The organism is Bradyrhizobium sp. USDA 4341, assembly GCF_054063755.1.
This window is the reverse complement of record NZ_JBSSGO010000002.1, coordinates 6,586,803-6,609,049: the sequence shown is the minus strand read 5'-3', so window position 1 is coordinate 6,609,049 and position 22,247 is coordinate 6,586,803. Positions and strand designations below refer to the sequence as shown.

17 protein-coding genes are annotated in these 22,247 nt (G+C 59.3%); 11 read left to right on the top strand and 6 right to left on the bottom strand.

Annotated elements, in window-relative coordinates; translation table 11 throughout:
* Positions 1 to 2,142 (bottom strand): type I secretion system permease/ATPase, encoded by a 2,142-nt coding sequence (locus ACVIGB_RS37235; RefSeq protein ID WP_092123413.1) that lies wholly within the window; start codon positions 2,140 to 2,142, stop codon positions 1 to 3.
* A gap of 612 nt (positions 2,143 to 2,754) precedes the next feature.
* Between ACVIGB_RS37235 and ACVIGB_RS37230 the strand changes: the two genes are divergently transcribed.
* The 3 genes from ACVIGB_RS37230 to ACVIGB_RS37220 all read left to right on the top strand — a co-directional run bounded on the left by ACVIGB_RS37230 (position 2,755) and on the right by ACVIGB_RS37220 (position 7,184).
* Positions 2,755 to 5,733 carry a hypothetical protein gene (locus tag ACVIGB_RS37230; protein ID WP_456718933.1) on the top strand — a complete coding sequence of 993 codons (2,979 nt, stop codon included), beginning with the start codon at positions 2,755 to 2,757 and terminating at the stop codon, positions 5,731 to 5,733.
* 123 nt (positions 5,734 to 5,856) lie between these two features.
* Positions 5,857 to 6,984, top strand: a complete 1,128-nt coding sequence (locus ACVIGB_RS37225; protein ID WP_456718934.1) for a hypothetical protein — start codon at positions 5,857 to 5,859, stop codon at positions 6,982 to 6,984.
* Positions 6,981 to 7,184, top strand: coding sequence for a transglutaminase-like cysteine peptidase (locus ACVIGB_RS37220; RefSeq protein WP_456718935.1), 204 nt, complete (start codon positions 6,981 to 6,983; stop codon positions 7,182 to 7,184). The genes ACVIGB_RS37225 and ACVIGB_RS37220 overlap by 4 nt, the downstream gene beginning before the upstream one ends.
* A 24-nt stretch (positions 7,185 to 7,208) precedes the next feature.
* Here ACVIGB_RS37220 and ACVIGB_RS37215 read toward each other — a convergent pair whose 3' ends face one another.
* The gene (locus ACVIGB_RS37215; RefSeq protein WP_456718936.1) at positions 7,209 to 7,946 is read right to left on the bottom strand and encodes a metallophosphoesterase family protein; all 738 of its coding nucleotides are present in this window, start codon (positions 7,944 to 7,946) and stop codon (positions 7,209 to 7,211) included.
* Positions 7,947 to 8,652: 706 nt separating this feature from the next.
* Between ACVIGB_RS37215 and ACVIGB_RS37210 the strand changes: the two genes are divergently transcribed.
* Positions 8,653 to 10,047: an exopolysaccharide biosynthesis polyprenyl glycosylphosphotransferase gene (locus tag ACVIGB_RS37210; RefSeq protein WP_456718937.1), complete on the top strand. Its 1,395-nt coding sequence runs from the start codon at positions 8,653 to 8,655 to the stop codon at positions 10,045 to 10,047.
* Positions 10,048 to 10,136: 89 nt separating this feature from the next.
* On the opposite strand, the gene ACVIGB_RS37205 is transcribed toward ACVIGB_RS37210, so the two are convergent.
* Entirely contained in the window at positions 10,137 to 10,403 is a 267-nt protein-coding gene (locus ACVIGB_RS37205; RefSeq protein ID WP_456718938.1) for a hypothetical protein, read from the bottom strand.
* 56 nt (positions 10,404 to 10,459) lie between these two features.
* The gene (locus ACVIGB_RS37200; RefSeq protein WP_143046816.1) at positions 10,460 to 10,870 is read right to left on the bottom strand and encodes a hypothetical protein; all 411 of its coding nucleotides are present in this window, start codon (positions 10,868 to 10,870) and stop codon (positions 10,460 to 10,462) included.
* Positions 10,871 to 10,953: 83 nt separating this feature from the next.
* Between ACVIGB_RS37200 and ACVIGB_RS37195 the strand changes: the two genes are divergently transcribed.
* The 7 genes from ACVIGB_RS37195 to ACVIGB_RS37165 all read left to right on the top strand — a co-directional run bounded on the left by ACVIGB_RS37195 (position 10,954) and on the right by ACVIGB_RS37165 (position 19,129).
* Entirely contained in the window at positions 10,954 to 13,023 is a 2,070-nt protein-coding gene (locus tag ACVIGB_RS37195) for a right-handed parallel beta-helix repeat-containing protein (protein WP_456749273.1), read from the top strand.
* Positions 13,020 to 14,156, top strand: coding sequence for a glycosyltransferase family 4 protein (locus ACVIGB_RS37190; RefSeq protein WP_456718941.1), 1,137 nt, complete (start codon positions 13,020 to 13,022; stop codon positions 14,154 to 14,156). The genes ACVIGB_RS37195 and ACVIGB_RS37190 overlap by 4 nt, the downstream gene beginning before the upstream one ends.
* A 39-nt stretch (positions 14,157 to 14,195) precedes the next feature.
* Positions 14,196 to 14,933: an FkbM family methyltransferase gene (locus tag ACVIGB_RS37185; protein ID WP_456718942.1), complete on the top strand. Its 738-nt coding sequence runs from the start codon at positions 14,196 to 14,198 to the stop codon at positions 14,931 to 14,933.
* Positions 14,930 to 16,270 carry an O-antigen ligase family protein gene (locus tag ACVIGB_RS37180; RefSeq protein WP_456718943.1) on the top strand — a complete coding sequence of 447 codons (1,341 nt, stop codon included), beginning with the start codon at positions 14,930 to 14,932 and terminating at the stop codon, positions 16,268 to 16,270. The genes ACVIGB_RS37185 and ACVIGB_RS37180 overlap by 4 nt, the downstream gene beginning before the upstream one ends.
* 33 nt (positions 16,271 to 16,303) lie before the next feature.
* The gene (locus ACVIGB_RS37175; protein ID WP_456718944.1) at positions 16,304 to 17,056 is read left to right on the top strand and encodes a class I SAM-dependent methyltransferase; all 753 of its coding nucleotides are present in this window, start codon (positions 16,304 to 16,306) and stop codon (positions 17,054 to 17,056) included.
* A 72-nt stretch (positions 17,057 to 17,128) separates the two neighbouring features.
* Positions 17,129 to 17,800, top strand: a complete 672-nt coding sequence (locus ACVIGB_RS37170; RefSeq protein ID WP_456718945.1) for an acyltransferase — start codon at positions 17,129 to 17,131, stop codon at positions 17,798 to 17,800.
* A gap of 36 nt (positions 17,801 to 17,836) precedes the next feature.
* Positions 17,837 to 19,129, top strand: a complete 1,293-nt coding sequence (locus ACVIGB_RS37165; RefSeq protein WP_456718946.1) for a lipopolysaccharide biosynthesis protein — start codon at positions 17,837 to 17,839, stop codon at positions 19,127 to 19,129.
* A gap of 116 nt (positions 19,130 to 19,245) precedes the next feature.
* Here the strand turns inward: ACVIGB_RS37165 and ACVIGB_RS37160 are convergent, their stop codons facing one another.
* The gene (locus tag ACVIGB_RS37160) at positions 19,246 to 20,004 is read right to left on the bottom strand and encodes a hypothetical protein (RefSeq protein WP_456718947.1); all 759 of its coding nucleotides are present in this window, start codon (positions 20,002 to 20,004) and stop codon (positions 19,246 to 19,248) included.
* A gap of 4 nt (positions 20,005 to 20,008) precedes the next feature.
* Positions 20,009 to 22,195: a polysaccharide biosynthesis tyrosine autokinase gene (locus ACVIGB_RS37155; RefSeq protein WP_456749272.1), complete on the bottom strand. Its 2,187-nt coding sequence runs from the start codon at positions 22,193 to 22,195 to the stop codon at positions 20,009 to 20,011.
* Positions 22,196 to 22,247: the final 52 nt, after the last annotated feature.

The following is a 22,247-nucleotide window of genomic DNA, read 5'->3' as shown; positions in this document are numbered from 1 at the left end:
TCACGAGCCGACTTCATGGATCCCCGCCTGCAACCGGTACAGCGACGCGTATCTTCCGCCTGTGCTGAGCAACTCCTCGTGGGATCCCTGTTCGACGAGCCGGCCGCGATCAATGGTGATGATCCGATCGGTGCGCCTGACAGCGGACAGACGATGTGCAATGACGAAAACCGTTCGTCCCTTCACGATCCGGTTCATATTGTCCTGAATGACTCTTTCGCTTTCGTAGTCCAGCGAACTCGTCGCTTCGTCGAAGATCAGGATGCGGGGATCGGTGATAAGGGCCCGCGCGATCGCGATGCGTTGCCGCTGCCCTCCCGACAGACTGGAGCCGCGCTCGCCGACGACGGTGTCGTAGCCTTCCGGCAGCTCCAGAATGAATTCGTGAGCTCCCGCAAGCTGAGCCGCGGCGACCACTTTCTCCATCGGAGCGGCCGGGTCGGCGAGCGCGATGTTTTCCCGTACGCTGCGATTGAACAACACGTTTTCCTGCAGGACGACGCCGACCTGGCGCCGCAGCCACGCCGGATCGACCATCGCAAGGTCGACCCCGTCGACAAGGACCCTGCCCTTCTCCGGAACGTAAAGGCGCTGAACGAGCTTCGTGAAGGTGCTCTTGCCCGAACCGGACGGACCGACGATGCCGACGACCTGGCCGGCCGGAATGCTGATGTTGATGTCGTGCAGCACTTCGGGTCCATCCACCCGATAGCGGAAGGACACATGCTCAAGTGTGACCTGACCCTTGATGGGCGGCGGCACGGCGCGACCGGGGCTGAACGTCTGCTCCGCCGGCGTATTCAGGATGTCGCCGAGCCGCGCGACGGAGAGCCTGGCCTGATGGAAGTCCTGCCAGAGCTGCGCCAGCCTCAGAACCGGCGCGCTCACGCGTGACGAGAACATGTTGAAGGCGATCAGCTCGCCCACCGTGAGGCTTCCGTCGATCACCAGCTTGGCGCCGGCGTAAAGGATCACCGCGGTGACGAGCTTGCTCACGAACTGGACCGATTGGCTCGCGACATTCGCCAGGCTGAGCACGCGGAAGCTGGCCGCCACGTATCCGGCAAGCTGCTCCTCCCAGCGGCGCTGCATCTGCGGTTCGAGCGCCATGGCCTTGATGGTCTCGACCCCGGTCACGCTCTCGACGAGAAAGGCCTGGTTTTCGGCCCCGCGCTCGAATTTGGTATCCAGCCGCTGGCGGAACATCGGCGTCGCGCCGGCCGAGATGCCGACATAAAGCGGGAAGGACCCAAGCACGATCCAGGTCAGGATCGGCGAGTAGATAAACATCACCGCGATGAAAACAACGGTGAAGAACAGGTCTATCACGACCGTCAGCGCGGAGCCGGTCAGGAAGTTGCGAATGTTCTCCAGCTCGCGGACCCGCGCAACCGAGTCGCCGACGCGCCGAGCCTGAAAATAGGCAATGGGCAGCCCGATGAGGTGCCGAAACAAGCGGGCTCCCAGTTCGACATCGATCCGGTTGGTCACGTGGGAGAACAGGTAGGTCCTCAGTATCGCGAGGGCCGTCTCAAAACCCGCGATGCCGATCAACCCCACGACGAGCACGTCGAGTGTGCTGAGTGTGTGATTAACCAGGACCTTGTCGATCACCACTTGAAAGAACAGCGGCGACACCAGAGCAAACAGCTGCAAGAAGAACGAGGCGATCAACACCTCCACGAAATGGTACCGATATTTGTGGATTGCCCCCAGAAACCACGACAGGTCAAAGCGGCGCGCAAGATTGACCAGTCCCGCCCGCCGGCTCACCAGGATCAGCTTGCCGGTCCACACCGCTTCCAGTTCGGCCCTCGTGATCAACTCCGGGCGCTCTGACAGAGGCGATTGAACGAGGATCTTGTCTGCGCCCACCTTGGCGAGGATCAGATGGCCGCCGTCGCGCAACAGCGCGATGGCAGGAAGCGGGACCTTCTCGAGCCTTAACCAGTTGGTGCTCAGCTCGCGAGCCTTGACGCCGGTCGAGCGCGCGTACCGCAGCATCTCCGGCGTTCCGAACGGGCCATTGCCGACTTGATGACGAATCTGGTCGACATCGGCCGGGATGCCGTGAAAACGCAGCAGCATCGCGAGCCCAACTATCCCGCTGTCTGCTGTCGTACCGCTCCGCGTTTCAATCATCTCGCGATTTAATCTGCTCAGTAGCTGAAAATAACTGCAGTCGAAGGTGAGCCGAATTGCCGTGAGCGCGCCCCGCCCCTGCTCCTCGGCCTCGCCGCCAGCGCAAACTGACTATTCGTAACGAACCCACAGAGCAGCAAATGAATATGACAGGCAGAGTACTATGGCTCTTCGCCGAGATGCAATTGGCGTTATCAACGGCCAGGCCGAATTCGCGAGCGACATCATGCCGATCCTGGAGTCCATCGTGGAACCGTTCGGAAATCCGAACCAGGCTCCGTAGTCTTACGGATCGCGGCCACACGATATGGCTGTCACCGGGATCACAGGGATGATCGCGTAGGCCTTATCGCGTATAAGAGGGTCATGCCCTTCCGATCTTGCAGCATGCAAAGAATGGCCCGGACTCTGTGTGATGACCCAAGGTAATGACCCGAGCCAATCTCGCCAGAGGCGCTGGACACGAACAGCCTCACGCTCCGCTTTGTCCGGGGCCGGCCATTTGTCGTCTATTAACCACCCAGTGACTGGTCAGCATGAATGTTATCAATTATTGCCACGCTACCATAGATTGAAAGCTCGACCAAGATGACTTGGAATTATTCCGTCACATTGAACGATTCATCGAACGTAGGCGGATCTGCCGACACGTCTCTGGTCTACGACCTCGAGCAGGCCCTCAACATCTGGCAGCGATATATCCTGGGCATTGGCACCATGGTGGTGTCCCTCAACATCCTGCCCACCGCCGTTGGCCGTGCCGACGGCGGGCCTACCTCCAGCTACAACGTCGGCACGAATGGCGGGCTCGCGGTGTATGAGCCGTCAAGCCAGTACGAGCTGACCACCGGACAGCACGTCCCTGGAACGACAAGCGACATCACCATCAACATCGATCCTGGCTACTTCCAGTACATCGACCTCGACTATGGCCTGAGCTGGTCCAGTCAGGTGCCTGGAAACGTGATCAATCCGATCAACGTTTTTCTTCATGAGCTCATGCACGGCTTCGGCATGACGGGCTGGTACGACCAGAGCGGCCAGTTGGCCGGCGCCTACGAATCCACGTTCGACACCCTGATTCAAAAGACCGCAACCGGCGCCAACTTTGTTGGCGCGAATGCCGAGGCCGCTTACGGCGGCCCGGTGCCCCTGACCACAGACAGCACGACCCAGAACTATTACCATTTCGGCAACCAGCAATCCGACCTCTACGCCACCCCGTCGACCGTCAAGGACCCGCTCACGCTGGACTTGATGAACGGAATCGTCTTCTACGCCGATTACCAGTACGCGATCTCCAACCTGGACATCGGAGTTCTGAAGGACCTCGGATACAGCATCCGGACGACACCGGTCGTCACCGCCAGCGATCAGTCCGCCGCCCGAAATCAGGTTTATGCGGCCTCATCGTTGTTCTCGGTGAACATGGCCGCGGGCGATTCCATCACCGAATATTCCTTCTGGGACACCAATGGCAACGGTCACTGGACAGTGGGAGGAATAGTCCAGGGCACCAACACCGAGATCGACATCAGTGCGTCGCAATTGGCCCAAGCGAGTTACCAGGCCGGACCTGGTTCGGACACGCTGTGGGTGAGAGCCTTTGACGGCTATTTCTGGAGCGACTGGAAACCCTTCGTGATTTCTCCGGCTGATCATGCGCCCGTGGTCACGGCAGCAAACGTGATCGGTTCGCGCGGGCAGCTCTCGGTGGCTGAATCCTCACTGTTCTCGGCCAGTGACGCGGATGGCGACACCATCACCCAATATGCATTCTGGGACACCGAGGGCCACGGGCACTGGGCGATCAATGGCGCTACGCAAGCCACCAACGCCGAGATCGACGTCTCGGCCGCCAGCCTCTCGCAAGTGAGCTATGTGTTCGGTACGGCCCCGGACACGCTCTGGGTGCGGGCCTATGACGGATATCTCTGGGGAGCATGGGTCCCGTTCACGGCCACGCCAAGTCTGGATCATGCTCCGGTGGTCAGCGCAACCGACGTGTCGGCGACCCACGGCCAGGATATCGCCGCGTCCAGTCTCTTCAGCGTGACCGACGCAGATGGCGACACGATCACCGCCTATCAGCTTTGGGATTCAACGAGCGATCCCGCCAGTGGCCACTGGGTGGTCGGCGGAGCAGCGCAGGCCACCAACATCGCCATCGATGTTACGCCTGCTCAATTGACAAGCACCTCCTTTCAATCGGGCTCCGGCTCGGATGATCTGTGGGTGCGAGCCAATGACGGTACGACGTGGGGAGCCTGGAAGGAATTCCACGTCAACGCGCCGATCGACCATGCGCCGGTGGTGAGCGCGTCGGACATGACCGCAACGCACGGTCAGGATATCGCCGCGTCAAGCCTGTTCACGGTCAGCGATGCCGACAACGACACGATCACCGCCTATCAGCTTTGGGATTCAACGAGCGATCCCGCCAGCGGCCACTGGGTGGTCGGCGGCGTGGCGCAGGCCACCAACATCGCCATCGATGTTACGCCCGCTCAATTGACGAGCGCCTCGTTTCAGTCGGGCTCCGGCTCGGACGATCTGTGGGTGCGAGCCAATGATGGTATGACATGGGGAGCCTGGAAGGAATTCCACGTCAACGCGCCGATCGACCATGCGCCGGTGGTGAGCGCGTCGGACATGACCGCAACGCACGGTCAGGACATCGCCGCGTCAAGCCTGTTCACGGTCAGCGATGCCGACAACGATACGATCACCCACTATCAGTTCTGGGACTCGACCGCCGATCCTGCCAGCGGGCATTGGGTGGTCGGCGGCGTGGCGCAGGCCGCCAACATCGCCATCGATGTTACGCCCACCCAATTGACGAATGCCTCGTTCCAGAGCGGTTCGGGCTCCGACGACCTCTGGGTGCGCGCCTTCGACGGCATGACATGGGGCAACTGGAAGGAGTTTCACGTCAACGCGCCGGCCGACAACCTTCCGATCGTATCGGCCACCGACTTTTCAGCGGGCCACGGCCAGGATATCGCGGCCTCCACGCTGTTCTCGACCGCCGATGCGGATGGAGACACCATCACGAACTATCAGCTGTGGGATTCGACGTCTGATCCCAGCAGCGGGCACTGGGTGGTCGCCGGAGTAGCTCAGGGCGCCAATGTCGCAATCGATGTGACTGCAGCGCAGCTCTCGAACACAAGCTTTCAGAGCGGCTCCGGTTCAGACGATCTCTGGGCGAGGGCTTACGACGGCATCGCCTGGGGGCCGTGGAAGGAATTTCACGTCACCGCACCGATCGACCATGCTCCGGTCGTCACCGCATCCGACTTCCACGCGACCGCCAACGAGAGCATGGCCGCATCGAGCCTGTTCTCGGTCTCGGATGCCGATGGGGACAGCATGAGCCAGTATCAGGTCTGGGATTCGACGCCGGCGACCAACAGCGGCCACTGGAGCATCGGCGGAAATGCGCAGCCCACCAACACCGCAATCAACGTCAGTGCGGCCCGGCTCGCCAGCACGACCTTCGATGGCGGCCCCGTGTCTGACGACCTCTGGGTTCGCGCCAACGACGGCATGATCTGGAGCGCCTGGCAGGAATTTCATTTCATCGTCTAGGGAGCGGGTTGCAGGAAGGCCACGATCGGCCCCTAGATGTCTGGTCCCGGAGTGTGGGATATGGCGGGAAGATCCACGATCCCGCCAAGGGGCAACACGTCCGAGCAGATAGAAACGGCTCTCATGAATAAGCGCGATCTCGAGCAGGTGCCTGGGCAAGCCGGCGACGCTCCTATGCCGGAAGTTGAGTTTGCGCTGGTCCTGTCCCGGATCATCACGTCGGTCAGTACCGATCAGGATAGTTTGCGTCAGACCGTTTACGACCTGGCGCGGTACAAGCTGAGCGAACAGCTGCTTTCTTCAGGGGTGCCTGCCGGCGAGGAGGCGAAGGCCAGGAAGGCGCTGGAAGCGGCCATCCATGGCGTCGAGGCCTTTTCGAGGAATAATGATCAGCAGCTTCCGGTTCCTCTGGGCGCGGCGCCTGTGCCCTTGGCGATTTCGGACTCCACGATGGAGTACGCGAAGGACGCCACCAAGACGATATGGTCCGCCCCCGAGCCTCACGAACTTGACCGTTCTGCCTCCAAGCGCAGAGCGCGAAGAAGCGGTTCCCTTGCGGTGATCGGTGGGGCACTGGCCATCCTTGTGCTCGCGATCGGCGGCTTGCTTGCGGCCGTCTATCGCGAGGATATCGCGCACATGGGAAGGTCACAGATCAACAAGGCTGCCGTGGCTCCCCCTAAGCCTCCAGACCCTGTCGCCGTAGCCGAGCCGGCGAAGCCCTCGCGGTTGTTGCCCTCGGATTTTGGCGTCTACGCATTGAGCGACAACAAGCTTTTCGAATTGAATCCATTGCCGAACAAGGCCCAGGACGTGCGGGTCGCGATTTCGCCGACAATGGGAATCACCAAGCAGCCCGTTCTTCGCGATGGTAATCCCAAGTTCATCGTCTATCGGCGTGAGGCGGCCTTGAATATTCCGGAGCGCGCCGAAATCCGGATCATTGCGAAAGTTGCCCGCTCCATTTCCTACGACGCGGCCGGCAAACCGATCACGACAGCCGACGATGGGTGGTACATTCGGAACATTTCATTTCCCTATCGCGTCTCGCCGATCAAAGAGAATGCCGAGATGTACGAGATTCAGCCGGAAAATGGCGGGGCTGCTCTGTCTCCAGGCCGTTATGGCTTGGTCCTCAAGGGACAGCTTTATGATTTTGTCGTTGGCGGCGATGTCAGGGATCCGCGCCATTGCCTTGAGCGGCTAACGGCGGCGAACGGGACCTTCGTTTCCGAATGCCATAAGCAGTGACTCGGCTTCACCGCGGTTCACCAACTCATTCCTGCCGCTTTCATCTCGTCGTCGTGGGACGCACGTCCGATGGCGACCTCGTCCTCGACAATCCCACTAAAAAGATCCTGCCTTGGTCAAAGCGGGCATACCGCCGGGTCCGCATTCAGACTCCGGAGAACCCGAACTACTGGGCATCACTCGGCGATCGCAGCGTGTAGTCTGCGCGGAGTGAGACACTCTGCTCAGAGAAAGCCCATTCGGCCGCCTTCGATCCACATGCAGGTCAGCTGCCCGGTGGCGTAGGCGCCGGTGTCGATGTTGATCCGGTTCGGTCGAATTTCGGGTGCGCGGACTGGGGTGTGTCCGTGGATGACGAGCCGCTCGAACAGCCCGTCATACCGCAGAAAATCGTCGCGTATCCAGCACAGATCCGTCAGCGATTGCTCACTCAGCGGCACGCCGGGTCGTACGCCGGCATGCACAAAGAACGCGTCATCGAAGGCGAAGCAGGGTCTCAAGCTGCGAATGAAATTCAGGTGTGAGACGGGCAGCGCTTCCGCGAACTCTGCCGCCAGCCGCGACTGGTCGGCCGGGCTCGGGTTGCGCGGTGGGCGGATGCCATAGGATATCAGGGTCTCCAGGCCGCCGACGGAAAGCCATGTCGGCAGGACCGTCGGAACCTGGATGAAATCCGTCAGGAACGTTTCGTGGTTGCCCAATATGAAGACGGTATCGCAGGTCCCTTCGAGTGCCACCAGGTAGTCCAACACCTCTCGCGAATGCAGACCGCGATCGACATAGTCGCCCAGAAACACCCGAACAGTGCGCCAACAGGGCCTTCTCTTCAGGTCGGTCTCGATCTTCGCATTAACCTCCTCAAGCAGATCCAGCCGTCCGTGGATGTCTCCTACTGCGTAGAAGCGCAGCTGAGGTGAAGTGAGGAAGCCAGACGGCAGCGGTTGATCGGGCTGAGCCTGCATAGTCGCGATGCACCAATGTGACCAGCGGTTGTGGAGATACCGACAGGCATATTCGGGAGGGCTGCCAGCCCGCCACCAGTATCAGAAATATCAGAAATTCGAGCGGGGCGAGCCAAAGGTCGTCGATCTAACGCCAAGGGCATTGTCCCAAGCGAGCCTTGCCAGAACGGCAGCGAAACACCCTGCCTGTAAACTAATGATGGTTAACGCGACCATCTGGAGCGCCGTCCAGACCCAAGGTCCGCCAGAATCGCAAGCGCGGTATCCCTGACCAGGGTGCGCGGGCAGCAAGACTAGCACCTGGCAGCGGGCGTTGCCGATCAGCAAAGGCCGATCACACCAGCGAACAACGTGACGATGGTCATCTTAACATCCGTCCAAGTCTTGGTACATCTTCGTCAAGCAAGCCTTGGTTCATCTTCGTAAAAAAGCCTGAGGCAGCCCTCCATCGGGCGCCGAATGCCCGAGCGCGGCGTATGTCCGGTGTGCGAAAAGTTCAACGCCACAGCGAAAAAATTGGTCAACAGCTGCCCTCGGAATCGTCTTTCCGAGCAGGTAGAGATACAGTAAGGTTACCGAATTCTTACTTGCACTTCATATTTTGTGGTTGTTTTCTGTGACGAACATTGTTGAGAGGGGCGCCCTCCTTCCCCATAGCGGCTCAGAGCCCAAGCAGAACGCCGTCTGGCGCTCCATGCGAGCCTCGTTGCCGGCGCGCGCGGGTCTCGCCTTTGTTTCGATCAGCATTGTCGAGTTCATCTGCGTTGCGATGACGGCTTTCGCATCGGCTTGGGTGTACCACGAACTCGCATCGACTCCCGGCTTGCGCGTGAAGGTCTATCTGCTGGCATCCTGCTTCATCGGGGCGGCGGAGGTCTGCATTGCCGCAATGGCTGGTCAATTCCTGCATCTGGAAAAGCAGCGGGAGATCCGGTTCGCTTCCGCAGGAATCGGAGCCGCGGCCACCACCTTCGTTGTCCTGACCTCACTCCTGTTTATTTTCAAGCTCTCGGACGTTTATTCCCGCGGCACCTTGATCTTGCAGTTCGTGGGTTGCTCGATGACGGTCGGATTGGTCCGGCTGGCCGCCTATCGCGCATTCCAGAACGCCGCTGAGGAAGGACTGCTTCAGAGGCAGCGCGTGGTGCTCGTCGGACGCCACGATGATTGCGAGGCTTGTGCAGGCCAGTTGAGAAAATCGGGCGGAGGTTTCGACGTTGTTGCCTGCCCGCTCGGCTGGGACGCCGCGTCCGGGGAAGCGGCTGATTTCGATCGCGCGACCGGCGCAAAGCTCGTCGAACGGTGCAGGGTTCTGCGACCCGATAGCATCATCCTGCTCGTCGATCGAAAGCAGGAGGACGGAAGCGTCGGGACGCTACTGTCGCTGCTGAGGCAGATCCCCGCCGACGTTTACGCGGTGCCGACGCATCGGGACATCTTCTGGGCGAACGCGCAGACGGCCGACATTGGCGGCATCGCCACCTTTGCCATCTCGCGCCGACCGCTGTCTGTGTTCGACCTCGTCGTCAAGCGGACGTTTGATATCGTGGCAGCAGCCGCGGGGCTGATCGTGTTGTCTCCCCTGCTACTGCTCTCCTCGCTGGCCGTGAAGCTCGATTCCAGGGGACCGGTTCTCTTCGTCCAGATCCGCCACGGCTATAACAACGAAGCAATCCGCGTTCTCAAATTCAGAACGATGTACGTGTCCGACAGCGCCGAATTTCGACAAGCATCGAAGGGTGATTCGCGCGTAACCAGGATCGGTCGCATCTTCCGCAAGACCGGGATCGATGAACTGCCGCAACTCTGGAACATTCTTCGGGGTGACATGTCCGTCGTTGGGCCGCGGCCGCACGCGATCACGCACAATGAGCTCTTCACTCCGCGCATCGACAGCTTCGATCGGCGGCATACGGTCAAGCCGGGACTGACAGGGTGGGCTCAGGTCAACGGATTCAGGGGCGAGACGAATACGCTCGAGAAGATGCAGAACCGGATCGAGCACGATCTCTACTACATCGACAATTGGTCGCTGCTGCTTGATCTCAAGATCATTTTGCTGACCCTGTTTTCAGGCAAGACCTACCGCAACGCGTGGTGAGGTGTCTTCGCTCCGCCAGACCGACGGCGATTGTGCAAAGCCTGACGGGAGGGGGAGCCAGGCTCCCATCCCGGACCAAGCCGAACAGATCAGTATTCGGTATAGACGCTGAGGAAAGCCGTGCCGCCATAGGGCCGGTATGCGTCGTAGAGCCCGGAGCAGGTATAACGATCCGGACAGCGGCAGAGATTGACGACCCGGCAGCCGCGGGGGCCACAGCGCTCGACGTGGCATACATCGGCCACGGCGCGGCGCGGAGCCACGCGCTGCGGTTGCGGAATAATGGAGTAGTCGGCTGCGATGGCCACGCCCGCAGACATCGTCAGCAGGACCCCGGCGACGATCGACTTCAGCATCTGCTATTCCCCTCAATTTTGCTGTCCAGAGTCATCATCCAGAAGCGTTCCGAAATCTAGAAGCGTTCCGAATATTCATACCGAAAATCCTTGGTCGCTGGTAGGGTACCAAGGATGGCTTCTTTCCGCTCGTGGCCGCCAATATCCATGTCGATGCAGTTTCGCGTGCCATAGTAACATACTTGGACCCTAACACGATCGCCGCAGATGTTCTCAGCATAGATCCAATGATTGAACAGGCGGTCATTGTTGGGAAAGGAGCGAGATGCCGCGGCGAGCCTCAGGCAGACGGCTCCGGTCGGGCTGCGGTGCCGACGGGATGAGATATCGTCGGTTGGCGGGGGGGCAACTCCAAGCGTGGCACCGACGCCGGATCGCTGCATCTGCGCCTGTGCATTCGCAATGGCGAGAAACTGCGCGGCCACGCAAAGTGCAAGGCAAATTCGGCCCGGCTTCCTGTGAGACAACTGATCTCCTCCACGGATGAAACTTACTGGATGCCGGCTCTGGTAGGCTCGGCAAGTCTTATACCTCGATTCGAGTATCAGAAATGAATTCTGCCGTAATGCCGTCGGGCCGGTCCCCTCTCGTTGCCGGGCTCGCGTTGCTGCTGGCAGTCCTGACGAGCGGATGCAGGGCGGACGACGTCTCCATCAACGTTGAGGGCACGCGCACGAGCATTCCCGGCGAGGAAGGGACGCTCAAGGCCGCCTCGCTCGCTGAGGCAATCGAATTCGTGCGGAAAGATGGGAAAGAGCGCACCGCGCCGGTGACGTACAGGATCAACCTGCCTGCCGAAGCCCAGATCCTGGGTCAGCCTCTTACCATTTCCGGTCCCGAACCGCCCGCGGGCTCCCGCATCATCATCCGCGGCGCGCCCGGCGGCACCAGGATATCAGGAGCGACCTTCGTACAGAACCATCTCAAGCTGTCGCGCTCCAGAGACGGGCGATACGAGTACGCATTGCCGTTTTCCGAATTGCCCGGCGAAACGGCGCAGAAGCTGCTGAGGAAGCTCTCGACCATATCGCCGCGGCAATTGATGATTCGAGTCAACGGCAAGACGCTCCTGCAATCCACAAGGTGGCCCACCAGCGGCTTCCTGCCGGTGGTCGAAATCGCCGGCGATCCGCGGAGCAGCACGGCGACCATGGCTTTCGCCGATTTGCCGGACGGGGTGCGCCGCTCCCCCGACCTCTGGATCGGCGGATACCTCACCGATTCCTATCTCTTCGTGAACGCACGGGCCCTTGCCGTCGATTCGAAGGGCGTGCTGACGGATCGAAACAGGTTGAGAGCAGACGGCAAGCCTCCCGAGAGGGTGTATTTCTACAATCTGGCAACCTTTGCCCAATGCAACTCGTTTTTCTATGACGCGTCGGCAAGAACGCTGAACTTCTGCTCCGAGGAGCCGATCGAGACTCTCGAGGTGCCGGTGCTCGACACCCTGCTGGCGGTTTCCGGCTTTCATAATTTGACCGTCCGAGACGTCGTCTTCGAACTCGCCATCGAGACCGCCGTGACCGTGCGCGACAGCGTAGCGATCAATTTTTCGAACGTCATCGTCCAGCTGGCGGGCGCCGATGGAATTGCCTACACGAACTCCAGTGACTCCCGGATCGATCATGCGAGCATTCGCGCCGTCGGCAGGCGCGGGGCGTGGCTGTCCGGAGGCGACCGCGCCAGCCTGACACCGGGGCGCATTTCGATCGAGGATAGCAGCATCCAGGACTTCTCCCTGGTTTACCGCACCTTTGCTCCGGCGGTGCAAATGGACGGGGTCGGAATGAGCGTGCGCCGAAGCGTCATGTTCAACGGACCGCAGTTCGGAATCCTCTATTCCGGCAACGATCACGTCATCGAAGATAACCTCCTGGCTCAGCTTCTCACCGAAGCGGGCGATTCAGGATTCATCTACAGCGCGCGCGACTTCGCCAGCCAGGGCACCGTCATTCGCCGAAACGTATTGCTCGGGACGGGCGGACGGTACTTCAACGATGCTCGGGGGATCTATCTTGACGAGTTTTCGAGCGGGAATCTCGTCACCGACAACGTCATCGTGGGCATCCCTTATGGGATACTGATGAACGGCGGTAAGGATAACAAGTTACTATCAAACCTCTTCATTCTAAGTTCGCCGTCGATTTGGGGGGCCGCATTGGGATATGCATCGTGGTGGCAGGTATGGCGAAACGATCATATGCAAGTTCCAGGTGGGCTCAGTGTTCGGAATTTGTACAGCTTGCCCGTCGACAAGGAGCCTTGGACGAGCCGCTATCCCGAAATCGCCGGTTACAAGCATTCGGACCTTCTCCGGCCCGAACGAAATCTGATCGAAGGAAACAGGTTCATGGGCGCCGGGTCCATCACGGCCTTTGACGGCGATATCCCCACGGCCGAGGTCCGAAACAACAGTGCTGTCGTGTACCGGGGCAGCCTCCAGCTTCTCGAGCGCATGCGCAACTGGATTGCGCCGTCGCAGCTCGACGAAACCCTCGCGCTCGTCTCGTCCGAACTCGATCGCCATGGCTTGACCGAGCACATTCCATTGCGTGCGCCGGATCGGGCCGGGGCGCAGCTGCCTGGGGATCGGTTTGCAACGCTGTCCGAGTTCAAATGACCAAGAAGCGTGTCCTGATCGTCTATCGTTCCTTCTTTCCGTCGTTGTCGCATCTCGGACCTGCCACGGCGATCCGCAATCTCATGCACAACATGTCGGAAGATTATGATTTCCATCTGGTGACCCTCAACCACGATTTCACCAGTGGCGCCGCCATGTTCGAAACGCCCGTTCATCGCGAGCGGATGGGGGCTGCCACAGTGGAGTATATTCCAACGGGGCTAACCGGCTTGCGCATTCTCTTCGACCGCGTCAGGGAGGACTTCGACGTCGTCGACATTCAGTGCGCCTTCGATCCGCTGGTCGCCATTCCAACTCTCATCCTGAAGCGCCTGGGATTTCTGAGGGGCAAGCGCGTCTTCCACACGCCGCACGGTATCTTCATGGATGTGATCATGTCCGCGTCCGCCCTGAAGAAGCGCCTGTTTTGCCGCCTGGCCGATTTGACCGGCCTCTATCGCGGGGTCGTTCACCTCGCGGGGTCTCCCGCGGAAGAGCACGATATCCGCCGTAACCACCTGCGCTCCCAGGAGGTGCTGATGGTTTCGCAATTCGTAGAGAGCGGAGCGCCTCGACCGACCAAGCGAGAAAAGCCGCCGGGACAGCTCAGAATGGCGATGGTTGGCCGCGTGACGGTCCAAAAGAACGTCACCTTTGCGCTCGACGTGGTACGCCGCCTCACCGTCGCGTCCTCGCTCGATATCTTCGGCGAGGTTGATGACAGTTCTTATGCGCAACAATGCGTTGAGATGGCGCGAGCCGGGACCGGACAGTGCGACGTGACGTTCAAGGGAAACCTGCCCAAGGACGAACTGTTCGCGCAGCTGGCGGATTATGACGTCCTCCTGCATCCAACGCTGGGGGAGAATTTCGGTCATTCGATCGTGGAGGCATTGACACTCGGGCTGCCGGTGCTGATCAGCGACAGGAGCCCCTGGACAGACGTCGCGGCGAGCAACGCGGGCTGGGCACTGTCGCTTTCAGAACCGGAATCCTTCGTCGAGAAACTCGAGGCGATTCACGCGATGGGACCGAAGGAGTGGTCCGCGCTGAGCGAGGGGGCCCTTCGCTACAGCCGGGCAACCTTCGACGGCCAGGCAACGTCCGAGCGATATCGACAGGCGTACGGTTGAGTTCCGGGTCGTGTGCTTGAGGAAGAGGAATTCCGAAAAATGCAATTGATCACCATCCAGAAGGGCGTGTTTTGCGCGCTTCGTCCGTCGCTGTGGCGGCTATTGAGCATGCGGATAGCTCCCGCCATCGAGCACAGGGAGGCTCTGTCGCGCCTTTCCTTTCAGACGGTCGTGGATGTCGGCGCGAACAGGGGGCAATTCGCGGTGATGGCGCGGCGGCTGTTTCCGCAGGCGCAGATCTACTCCTTCGAGCCGCTGTCGGAGCCGGCCGCCCGCTTCACCGAGGCTCTCGGCAAGGATGACAGGGTCCGGCTCTTCCCCTGCGCCATCGGGCCGACCTCCGGATCGGCCAAGATCTACGTCACGAGCAAGGACGATTCTTCTTCGCTCCTGAAACCGGGATCCGCCCAACGCGAAATATTCGGGGAACAGACCGCGCGAATGGATGAGGTAGCCGTTCGCCGGCTGTCGGACTGTCTGGAAGCGGGAGCCATCCGGGGGCCGGCGCTCCTGAAGGTGGACGTTCAGGGCGGTGAATTGGACGTCCTGGAGGGATCTGCCGATCTCATTAACCAATTCGAAGCCCTGTACATCGAGTGCTCGTTTATCCATCTCTATGAGGGCCAACCGCTGTTCGGCGATATCTCGCGCTGGACGGAGGCACATGGATTTCGGCTGGGAGGGGTATATAATCAGTATGTTGATCCGCAGCATGGCCCGGTGCAGGCGGATTTTCTTTTCCTCAAGACTGCCCCCGCTGGGGCCGGCCCGCGATGAGACTACCGGTCTTCGTCACAGAGAATCTCGCGATACTGCGCAACCTCGCAAAGGGGGGCGTATTCAACGCGGCAGGGCTCGGCTTCAGCTTCTATGTGCTCGCGATCTGCTATCCCGGCATCAAGGCGACGCCGGCCCAGCTGATGGATTTGCGCAACGGCCTTACCACTCAGGCTGATGTTGGAGGGTTCAGCCTATTCATCGCGGTACCCGCGCTCTTGCTGGGCTTGTTGGTATTCGCCCGTCACGGTGCGTACGCGGCGATCCGCCGATCGCAGCCGATTCTGATCTTCCTCCTGATCTACTCCGGCCTGATCGTTCTCGCGTCGGTCGCTGCAGCCGAATTCATCGAGTCGTCAGGGCAAATTGTCCAGTACGTCGTCACGCTGGGAGCATTCCTGCTTTGTCTCTGCTTTTGGCAGGCGCCTGCGCAGAGCGTGGACGACGCGCTCGCGATGGGATTTCTGGCGCTGGCCGCATCCCTCAGCGCCGCCGCGATTGTTCAGGGCTTTCACGAGTATCGATGGGTCGGTCTGATCCACCCTAATCACTATGCCAGATACGCCTATATTGCGTTGGTGCTCCACTCTTTGGTGGTCAAGCGTGTGAGCTTACCTGTATTTGTGATTTGCTTCGGCGCAACTTACGTAGTCAGTGCGCGAACCATTATGATAGGCACGCTCTTATTTTACCTTGGGTATCTCGCCTTTGCGAACTACCGAGCGCTCTTCAGTCGCGCGCAGCAAATCATGAACGTTCGCATGTTCGCAGCCTTCATGATGACGCTCCCAGTCGCGCTTGTGATCTTGTCCTTCTTTACCGACACCGACCGGCTGATTGACAAGGTCACGAACGATCTGGCGCTGTTCGATCCCAATCGAGGAATTCTTTCGGGATTCACCGGTCGTACCGAATCGTGGAACACGTTCTTCGAGACGATCGACCAGTATGTGTTCTTCGGATACGGCTTCCGTTCCAGCCGATACAATCTGCACGCGGTCCATAGCGGCATCTTGTCTTACTTCATGGACTTCGGCCTACTGCTCGGTGGCCTCTTACTGCTCGTTGTCGCCGGCCGCGGGCTCTATCTGGTCTGGATCGGCACGAAGCACAGTGATCGCAGGACGTTGCTCTGCGGGCTGGCGGTCCTGTCCACGCTGCTGATCCAGTGGTTTGAGCCGGACAATTTCAATATCGGTTTTATAGGTTCTTTCTTCTTCATGCTCTTTCTGGCGTACACGCCTTCGGCAAGACGGCGGTACGCGTCGACTCCACTGCGTCATGCGAGGTTGCCGCAAGGGCAGCCATCACTACAGCCTGCGGCCGATGTCTCTTGATCATCAGCGCAGTTCAATGTCGGATCCCTTCATATGCCGCTAGATCATTTGCAGTCCTGCAAGGAAATTGTTCGCCACGTATTGTTCCGCCTTGGTGCGGACGAAATCATCAATATTGCGAGGCGCGTGCGTGGTCGTGATACGAGCCACATGCGCAAGGCTCAGCTGGATGAGGTATTTTCAGATATCTACGTAAACGGAGCCTGGATCGAAAATGCGGAGCAGGTGAGTCTCTCGGGCCTCGGTTCTTCGCCGATGGCTACCGACACATTGACCCGTCAGCTCTCACAGTTCTTGCGAGATGTCGAATGCACTGGGCTCGTCGATATAGGCTGTGGCGACTTTAACTGGATGTCTCGAGTTGCCGGCGAGTTCGATTACCTCGGTATCGACATTGTCCCGTCGTTGATCGCTTCTCACAACGAGGTCCACGCGAATTCCAGGAGGCGCTTTGCCTGCATGGATGCAACGAAGCAACCCCTCGAACGCTGGGGCGACGTAGTGATATGCCGTGAAGTACTTTTCCACCTCTCGTTCAAAAATGCTCTTGCGCTCCTTAACAACATAAAGTCCGCCGGCTTCAAGTACGTCTTGCTGACGAGCGATAGTTCCGTGTGGTTCAATTCCAATATTCGGGACGGAGACTTCCGGAGAATCAACCTGATGCGGTCTCCATTCGGACTTCCTGCTCCGAAGTTCGAGCTGAGGGACGATGGGGTTTCGGGCGGGCGAATACTCGCCGTATGGGATGCCGGTGCCCTGAATTCGATTTCCGGTACTGAGTGATGTCCGTTCGTCAAAATTTAATATCGCCGTCACCGGCCGCGACCGTTTCCATAGTTTTAGGAGCGCATTGAAATGTTGAAGGCGGGCATTCAAGTTTTGTTATTCTTCGTACCTTGGTCACTTCGGCGCTGGGCCTTGAATAATCTCTTCGGTTTTTCGATTGATGCGAACTCTCGCATTGGCCTTTCGATTGTCCTTGCTGATGAGGCTTCTTTAGCGAAGGGAGCCTCCGTCGGTCATTTTAACTACGTCGGACGTCTTGACAGCCTCGAAATGCATGAGGGAGCGATGATTGGAAATTTCAACTGGATCACCGGGCTTTCCCGAAAGTTGAACTCTCCATTCTTCAAGAAGAACCCAGGGCGGCGATCGGAGTTGCTGATGAAGCGTGCGAGCCTGATTGCACACCAGCACTATATCGATTGCTCCGATCGAATCGAATTCGGCATGTACAGCGGACTTGCAGGAGTTCGCTCGCAATTGGTCACGCACGGCATCGAGCCGCTGTCGTGTAGGCAGACTTGCTCACCAATTATCGTCGGCGACTATACGATGGTTGGATCAGGTTGTCTTATCACGAAGGGCGTCAAGATTCCCAACTGTTGTTTGGTCAGCGCCGGTTCGGTTGTGAGTCATCTAAAGCCGGAATCTTACTCGCTCATTGCGGGAAATCCAGCGGTTCATGTTCGCAAGGTACCAGAGACAGCAAAGTTTTTCTCGCGCACAGACGCAATCATCTATTGATTGCGAACTTGGGCTGCAACGCATGCGCTGGTCGATATGAAGCCGATATTGTTATCGACGCTTGCGGGATGGCTCGCGAGGCTGCTCGCAATTCTGTTGAATCTGGTGGGCACTCCGATGGTTCTCGACAGGCTGGGACCATCGCGGTTCGGTCTGCTCCTTGTTATTTTAAGTATCAGTTCGTGGATCGGGTTTGCCAATGTCGGCATGGGACGAGTGATCGCAAATGTCGTCGCTCGGACTCGCCGGAGTGCGAGTGCCTTCAAGACTGAGACCGTGTCGCTTGCTGCGGTGCTCGCAGCAGGTCTCAATCTCATGTTATTTGGAATTGCAGCAGTTGCCCTGATGATTTTCATGTGGCTGGTGCCGCTGAATGAGGTGATTCTCGCAAACTACGGCGAGTTTATTGCAACGATTCTGGTCGTGTTTTTCGGCTTGGCCCTGTGGTTCTTCCTCTCGATCTTTGAGGGAATAGATGCAGGGCACCATCAGCTGCATCGACTGTATCTGTTCCAGCTGGCGAGTTATGTACTGTCGTTCGTGTTGCTGCTGTTTGTATTTCCGGCCCATCCGTCGATCGTCTTCGCCGCCGTCCTTCTCAGTCTCGGTTTTCTACCGGGTTCGGTCTTCCATGCGCTGGACGTCGTTCGCCGGAACCGGAATCTGTTTTCAAGCGACTGGAGGTGGAAGCCCCGGATCGCCCGGCGCCTACTGCTGAGCTCGCTCGACTTCACCATCATTAGCCTCGGGATAGGAATTTTATATCAACTTGCTACCGGGCTCTTCGGTTTCATGGCGGGCCCAGACGCTGTCATCGAACTCGGAATATTTATGCGGTTGATGCAGTCCTATGGAGGGCTCGTCATCGCCTTTACGTATCCCTTGTCAAATATCGTCGCGACAAAGCTCAAGATGCGGGACGATTTGTCGGCCACGCGGATCGTGCGCCTCAGTGGGATCATGCTGCTGGCAGGATCTTGCCTGGCAGGAACGGGCTTCTGGCTGTTCGGTAATTTTGCGCTGTCAATCTGGCTGCGTACGACGATCGAACTTGATCATCTGTTTTTGACGGGAGCATCGCTGCTCATCGTTCTGAGCGCCTTGCAGTTCTTCTTCTCCGCCTTGCTTATCGGTACGTCCAATATCAAGGAAGCAGCGAGACTGCAGGTATGGCAGTCGTTGATCTATGTGCCGATTGCTTGCGTTTTCTTCAAGATCTGGGGCCAGGAGGGCGTTCTGCTCGCCATGGATGCTGTGATGTGTGTGGGCGTTGCTATCATGATCAGATTTGTTCGGGGCCACTCCGTGCTCAGGGCAGCGTTCGCGTGATTGCAACTGGCGAGGCAGGAAGCGTCCACTACGATTTTTGATGATCGCCATCATGCAAGTAGCTCTCCCGGGATGTGCTGATCGGACGGGGCGAACGTCACGTCGCTTTGCGCGTTTCAGCGAACGACCACAGACGTCCCCGGAATATGAGCGTCGATACCCTTGCGCGCGAGTTGAACTGCAAACAGCTGTCGGTTCCTGATTGGGACCGCGCCCATCCGGCTCACCAGTTCGGCTTGGTGAGGTCGAGCCGCGCCAAGGAATATCTCGATCGCCTCCGCATACAACTCGCTTCGCAGAAGCAAGCAGAACTCGTCTATCACCTTGGATTGAAGTGCCTCTGAAAGGGCAGGAAAGATGGCGAAGGCTGCGCGGTTTCTGGGAATCGCGAGCCAGCCCTCGTTAGGACCGACCTGGTACGACATGTCGAGGTAGCGAAGGTATTCCTGTCGGAGTCCCACGCGAAGGCTTTCGATCTGAAACAGCGAGAACCATAGATACGGATCTGAGGGCAAGCATGACAGCGCTTCCACGACGATGTTTCTGCTGCGCTCGAGGCGGGCGTCCGTTTCCGATGATGCGTCGAACTGCCCCCGGACAATCGCCAGATCTACGACAGCCGTATCGTGGGCCGCGGTGGCATTGCAGCGGACCGGGCTACCAGCCTCGCGATAAAGCCGGAGCTTCTCTTCCAGCCGGTCGACCGGGAAGGTCTCCCCGCGAGTGATGCGGTTCGCGAATTGCTCCAGTGGCAATTGTCGCCAAAAGGTCGGCAACGTGATGGCGGACCAAACGAGCCCACCCAGTCCCAAGACGGCCGCAAGCAGACAAGTGATGCCAGTCGCGGCTGCACCGGTGAGATCGCCACTCCTCAACGATCTAGCTCGGCTGTGAGTACTTGGGATCGTAGTAGTAGCTCGTCCCGTATCCCTCGTATCGCTTCAAAAGATTCGTGTCGGCCTTGTTCATGACCACGCCAAGCAGATTTTCACGAACCGACCGAGCGTTCGCCAATGCCCGCTCAAGGACATCGATATTGGTCTTGCCCCATTCGAGCACCAGGAGATAGGTGGGAATGAAATGTCCGGTGGCGCGGACATCGATCACCGGCGCCAGCGGCGAGAGGTCGATGATGATGTAGTCATACATGCTGCTGAAGCGCTCGATGAGCGCTCGCATGCCTTCGGACGCGAGGATCTCGCTGGTGTGTGCGATCGGGGTATGGATCACCGCGGGCAGGAAATCCAGGCCGGTTGTACCCTCCCGAAGAACGACGTCTTCGAACTTGCGTTGCCCCAGGACAACCTCGACGAGGCCGGCGGCGGCGTTTGGCGCCATCAGCTTCGTGAGCGACGGATTCCGAAGATCCGCGTCGATCAGGATGACCTTGTGCCCGGACTGCGCGCTGAGCAGCGCAAGGCCCGCGGCAGTGGTTGATTTGCCCTCGCCGGGGAGCGCCGAGGAGAGGCCCACGACGCGGCCGCTGCGTAGTCGGCTATTGAGGTCTATCGCGGACTTTATCGATCGGATGCCTTCGGCGTATCTGGAGAACGGCGAGCTTACCACGGCCCAGAAAGCTCCAGCGTCGGCTTGCATCTCATGCGGTAACGGAGGGGTGTCGTTGGGCTGGAGAGCGGGCGCCGGAAGAACCGGAAGGGTTGCGAGGCAATCAGCTCCCAGCAACCGCTCGACCTGATCGCTGGTGCGTACCACGCGATCGGACAGGTCCCTCATAAGGCCGATGCCGAAGCCCAGCATCAGGCCGCCGGCGCACGCCATAGAGAGAACGAGAATGGTCTTGGGACTGCTGCGCTTGGACGGCCGGCCCGCGCTCGATATGATGCGGGCCTCCGTGATCGGGAACGATTGCTGCTGAATCGATTCCGTATAGCGCTGCAGGAAGGTCTCGTACATCGAGCGGTAGGTCTGGGAGTTGCTCTCAAGCTCCTTCAGCTGGACCTGGGCCTGGCCACCGATTTGAGAGCGGGCGACTGCGGCCTCCAGCGCGCGTTGCGCCTCATCCTCGCGTTGCTTGGCGATCTCGTAGTCGCTCTTGTAGGTTTCCGCGAGGCGGCCGAGTTCGGCGGTAATCGACTTGGCGATCTCGCGCATCTGGTTGCGCAGATTGACCGCGGCCAGATGGTTCACCCCATAGCGGGCTGACAGGTCGGCTTCCCGGTTGGCGATATCGAGGTATTGCGTCCTCAGTTTGCTCACGACGTCGCTTCGCAGAGTGTCCGTTACCGTTGCGTCGCGAACGTCCGATTTCATGACCTGCTCGATGCGATCGAGGCGTGCACGCGCGTCCGCGGTGACCGTCCGTGCTGCGAGTAGCTGGCTGTTGATCTCTGCGACCTGCTGTTCAGAAATCGACCGTCCGCCGGCATCGACGATGTTGTTCTTGCTTTTGAAGTCGACGATCGAGCGATCGGCGGAGATCGCCTGCTGCTTCAGCTCCTGGATACGGCTGGAAAGCCAGTCGCCCGCACGGCGGGCCGACTGATACTTGGCATCGAGCTGATCGTTGATGTAAGCCTCGGCGACGGCATTGGCCACCTGGGCAGCCCGCCCCGGCAGGGCAGAGCGATACGCTATCTCGATCACGTAGGTAACGCCTACGCGCTTCGCTGAGAGATTGTTCGAGAACTCGCGCAGGGCGCGTCGCTCGATCTCGTCCTGGGACTCATCGCCGGGTTCGAAGAGCTGGTAGAAATAGTAGAGGAGATTGCCGACGAAGCCTCCGCCATAACGGGAGAATTCGGGCTCTTGCGCCAGATGCAGGTCGCGGATCACCGATCGCGCAATGTTGTCGGACTTGATCAGCTCGAGCTGACTGTCCACGGCAGGCGAGTCCACGGGGACTTCGGTAAAGAGGGAGTTCTGGGACGTGTACGGCTGAAGCTTTCGCGTGTCGATGATAATCGTCGCCTGCGCGGTATAGGTCGATCGGACCACCACGAGATAGGCGGCCCCTAAAGCGAGGGTGATCAGCATCGTGACCAGAAAGATCGGATACTGGCGGCGAGCGAAACCGAGGGCAGCCGCGAACATCTGATCGGGCGACACGTAGTCCGCGCGTTCGATCTCGCGTTCCTCGGGCTTCAGAAGCTGGAGCATT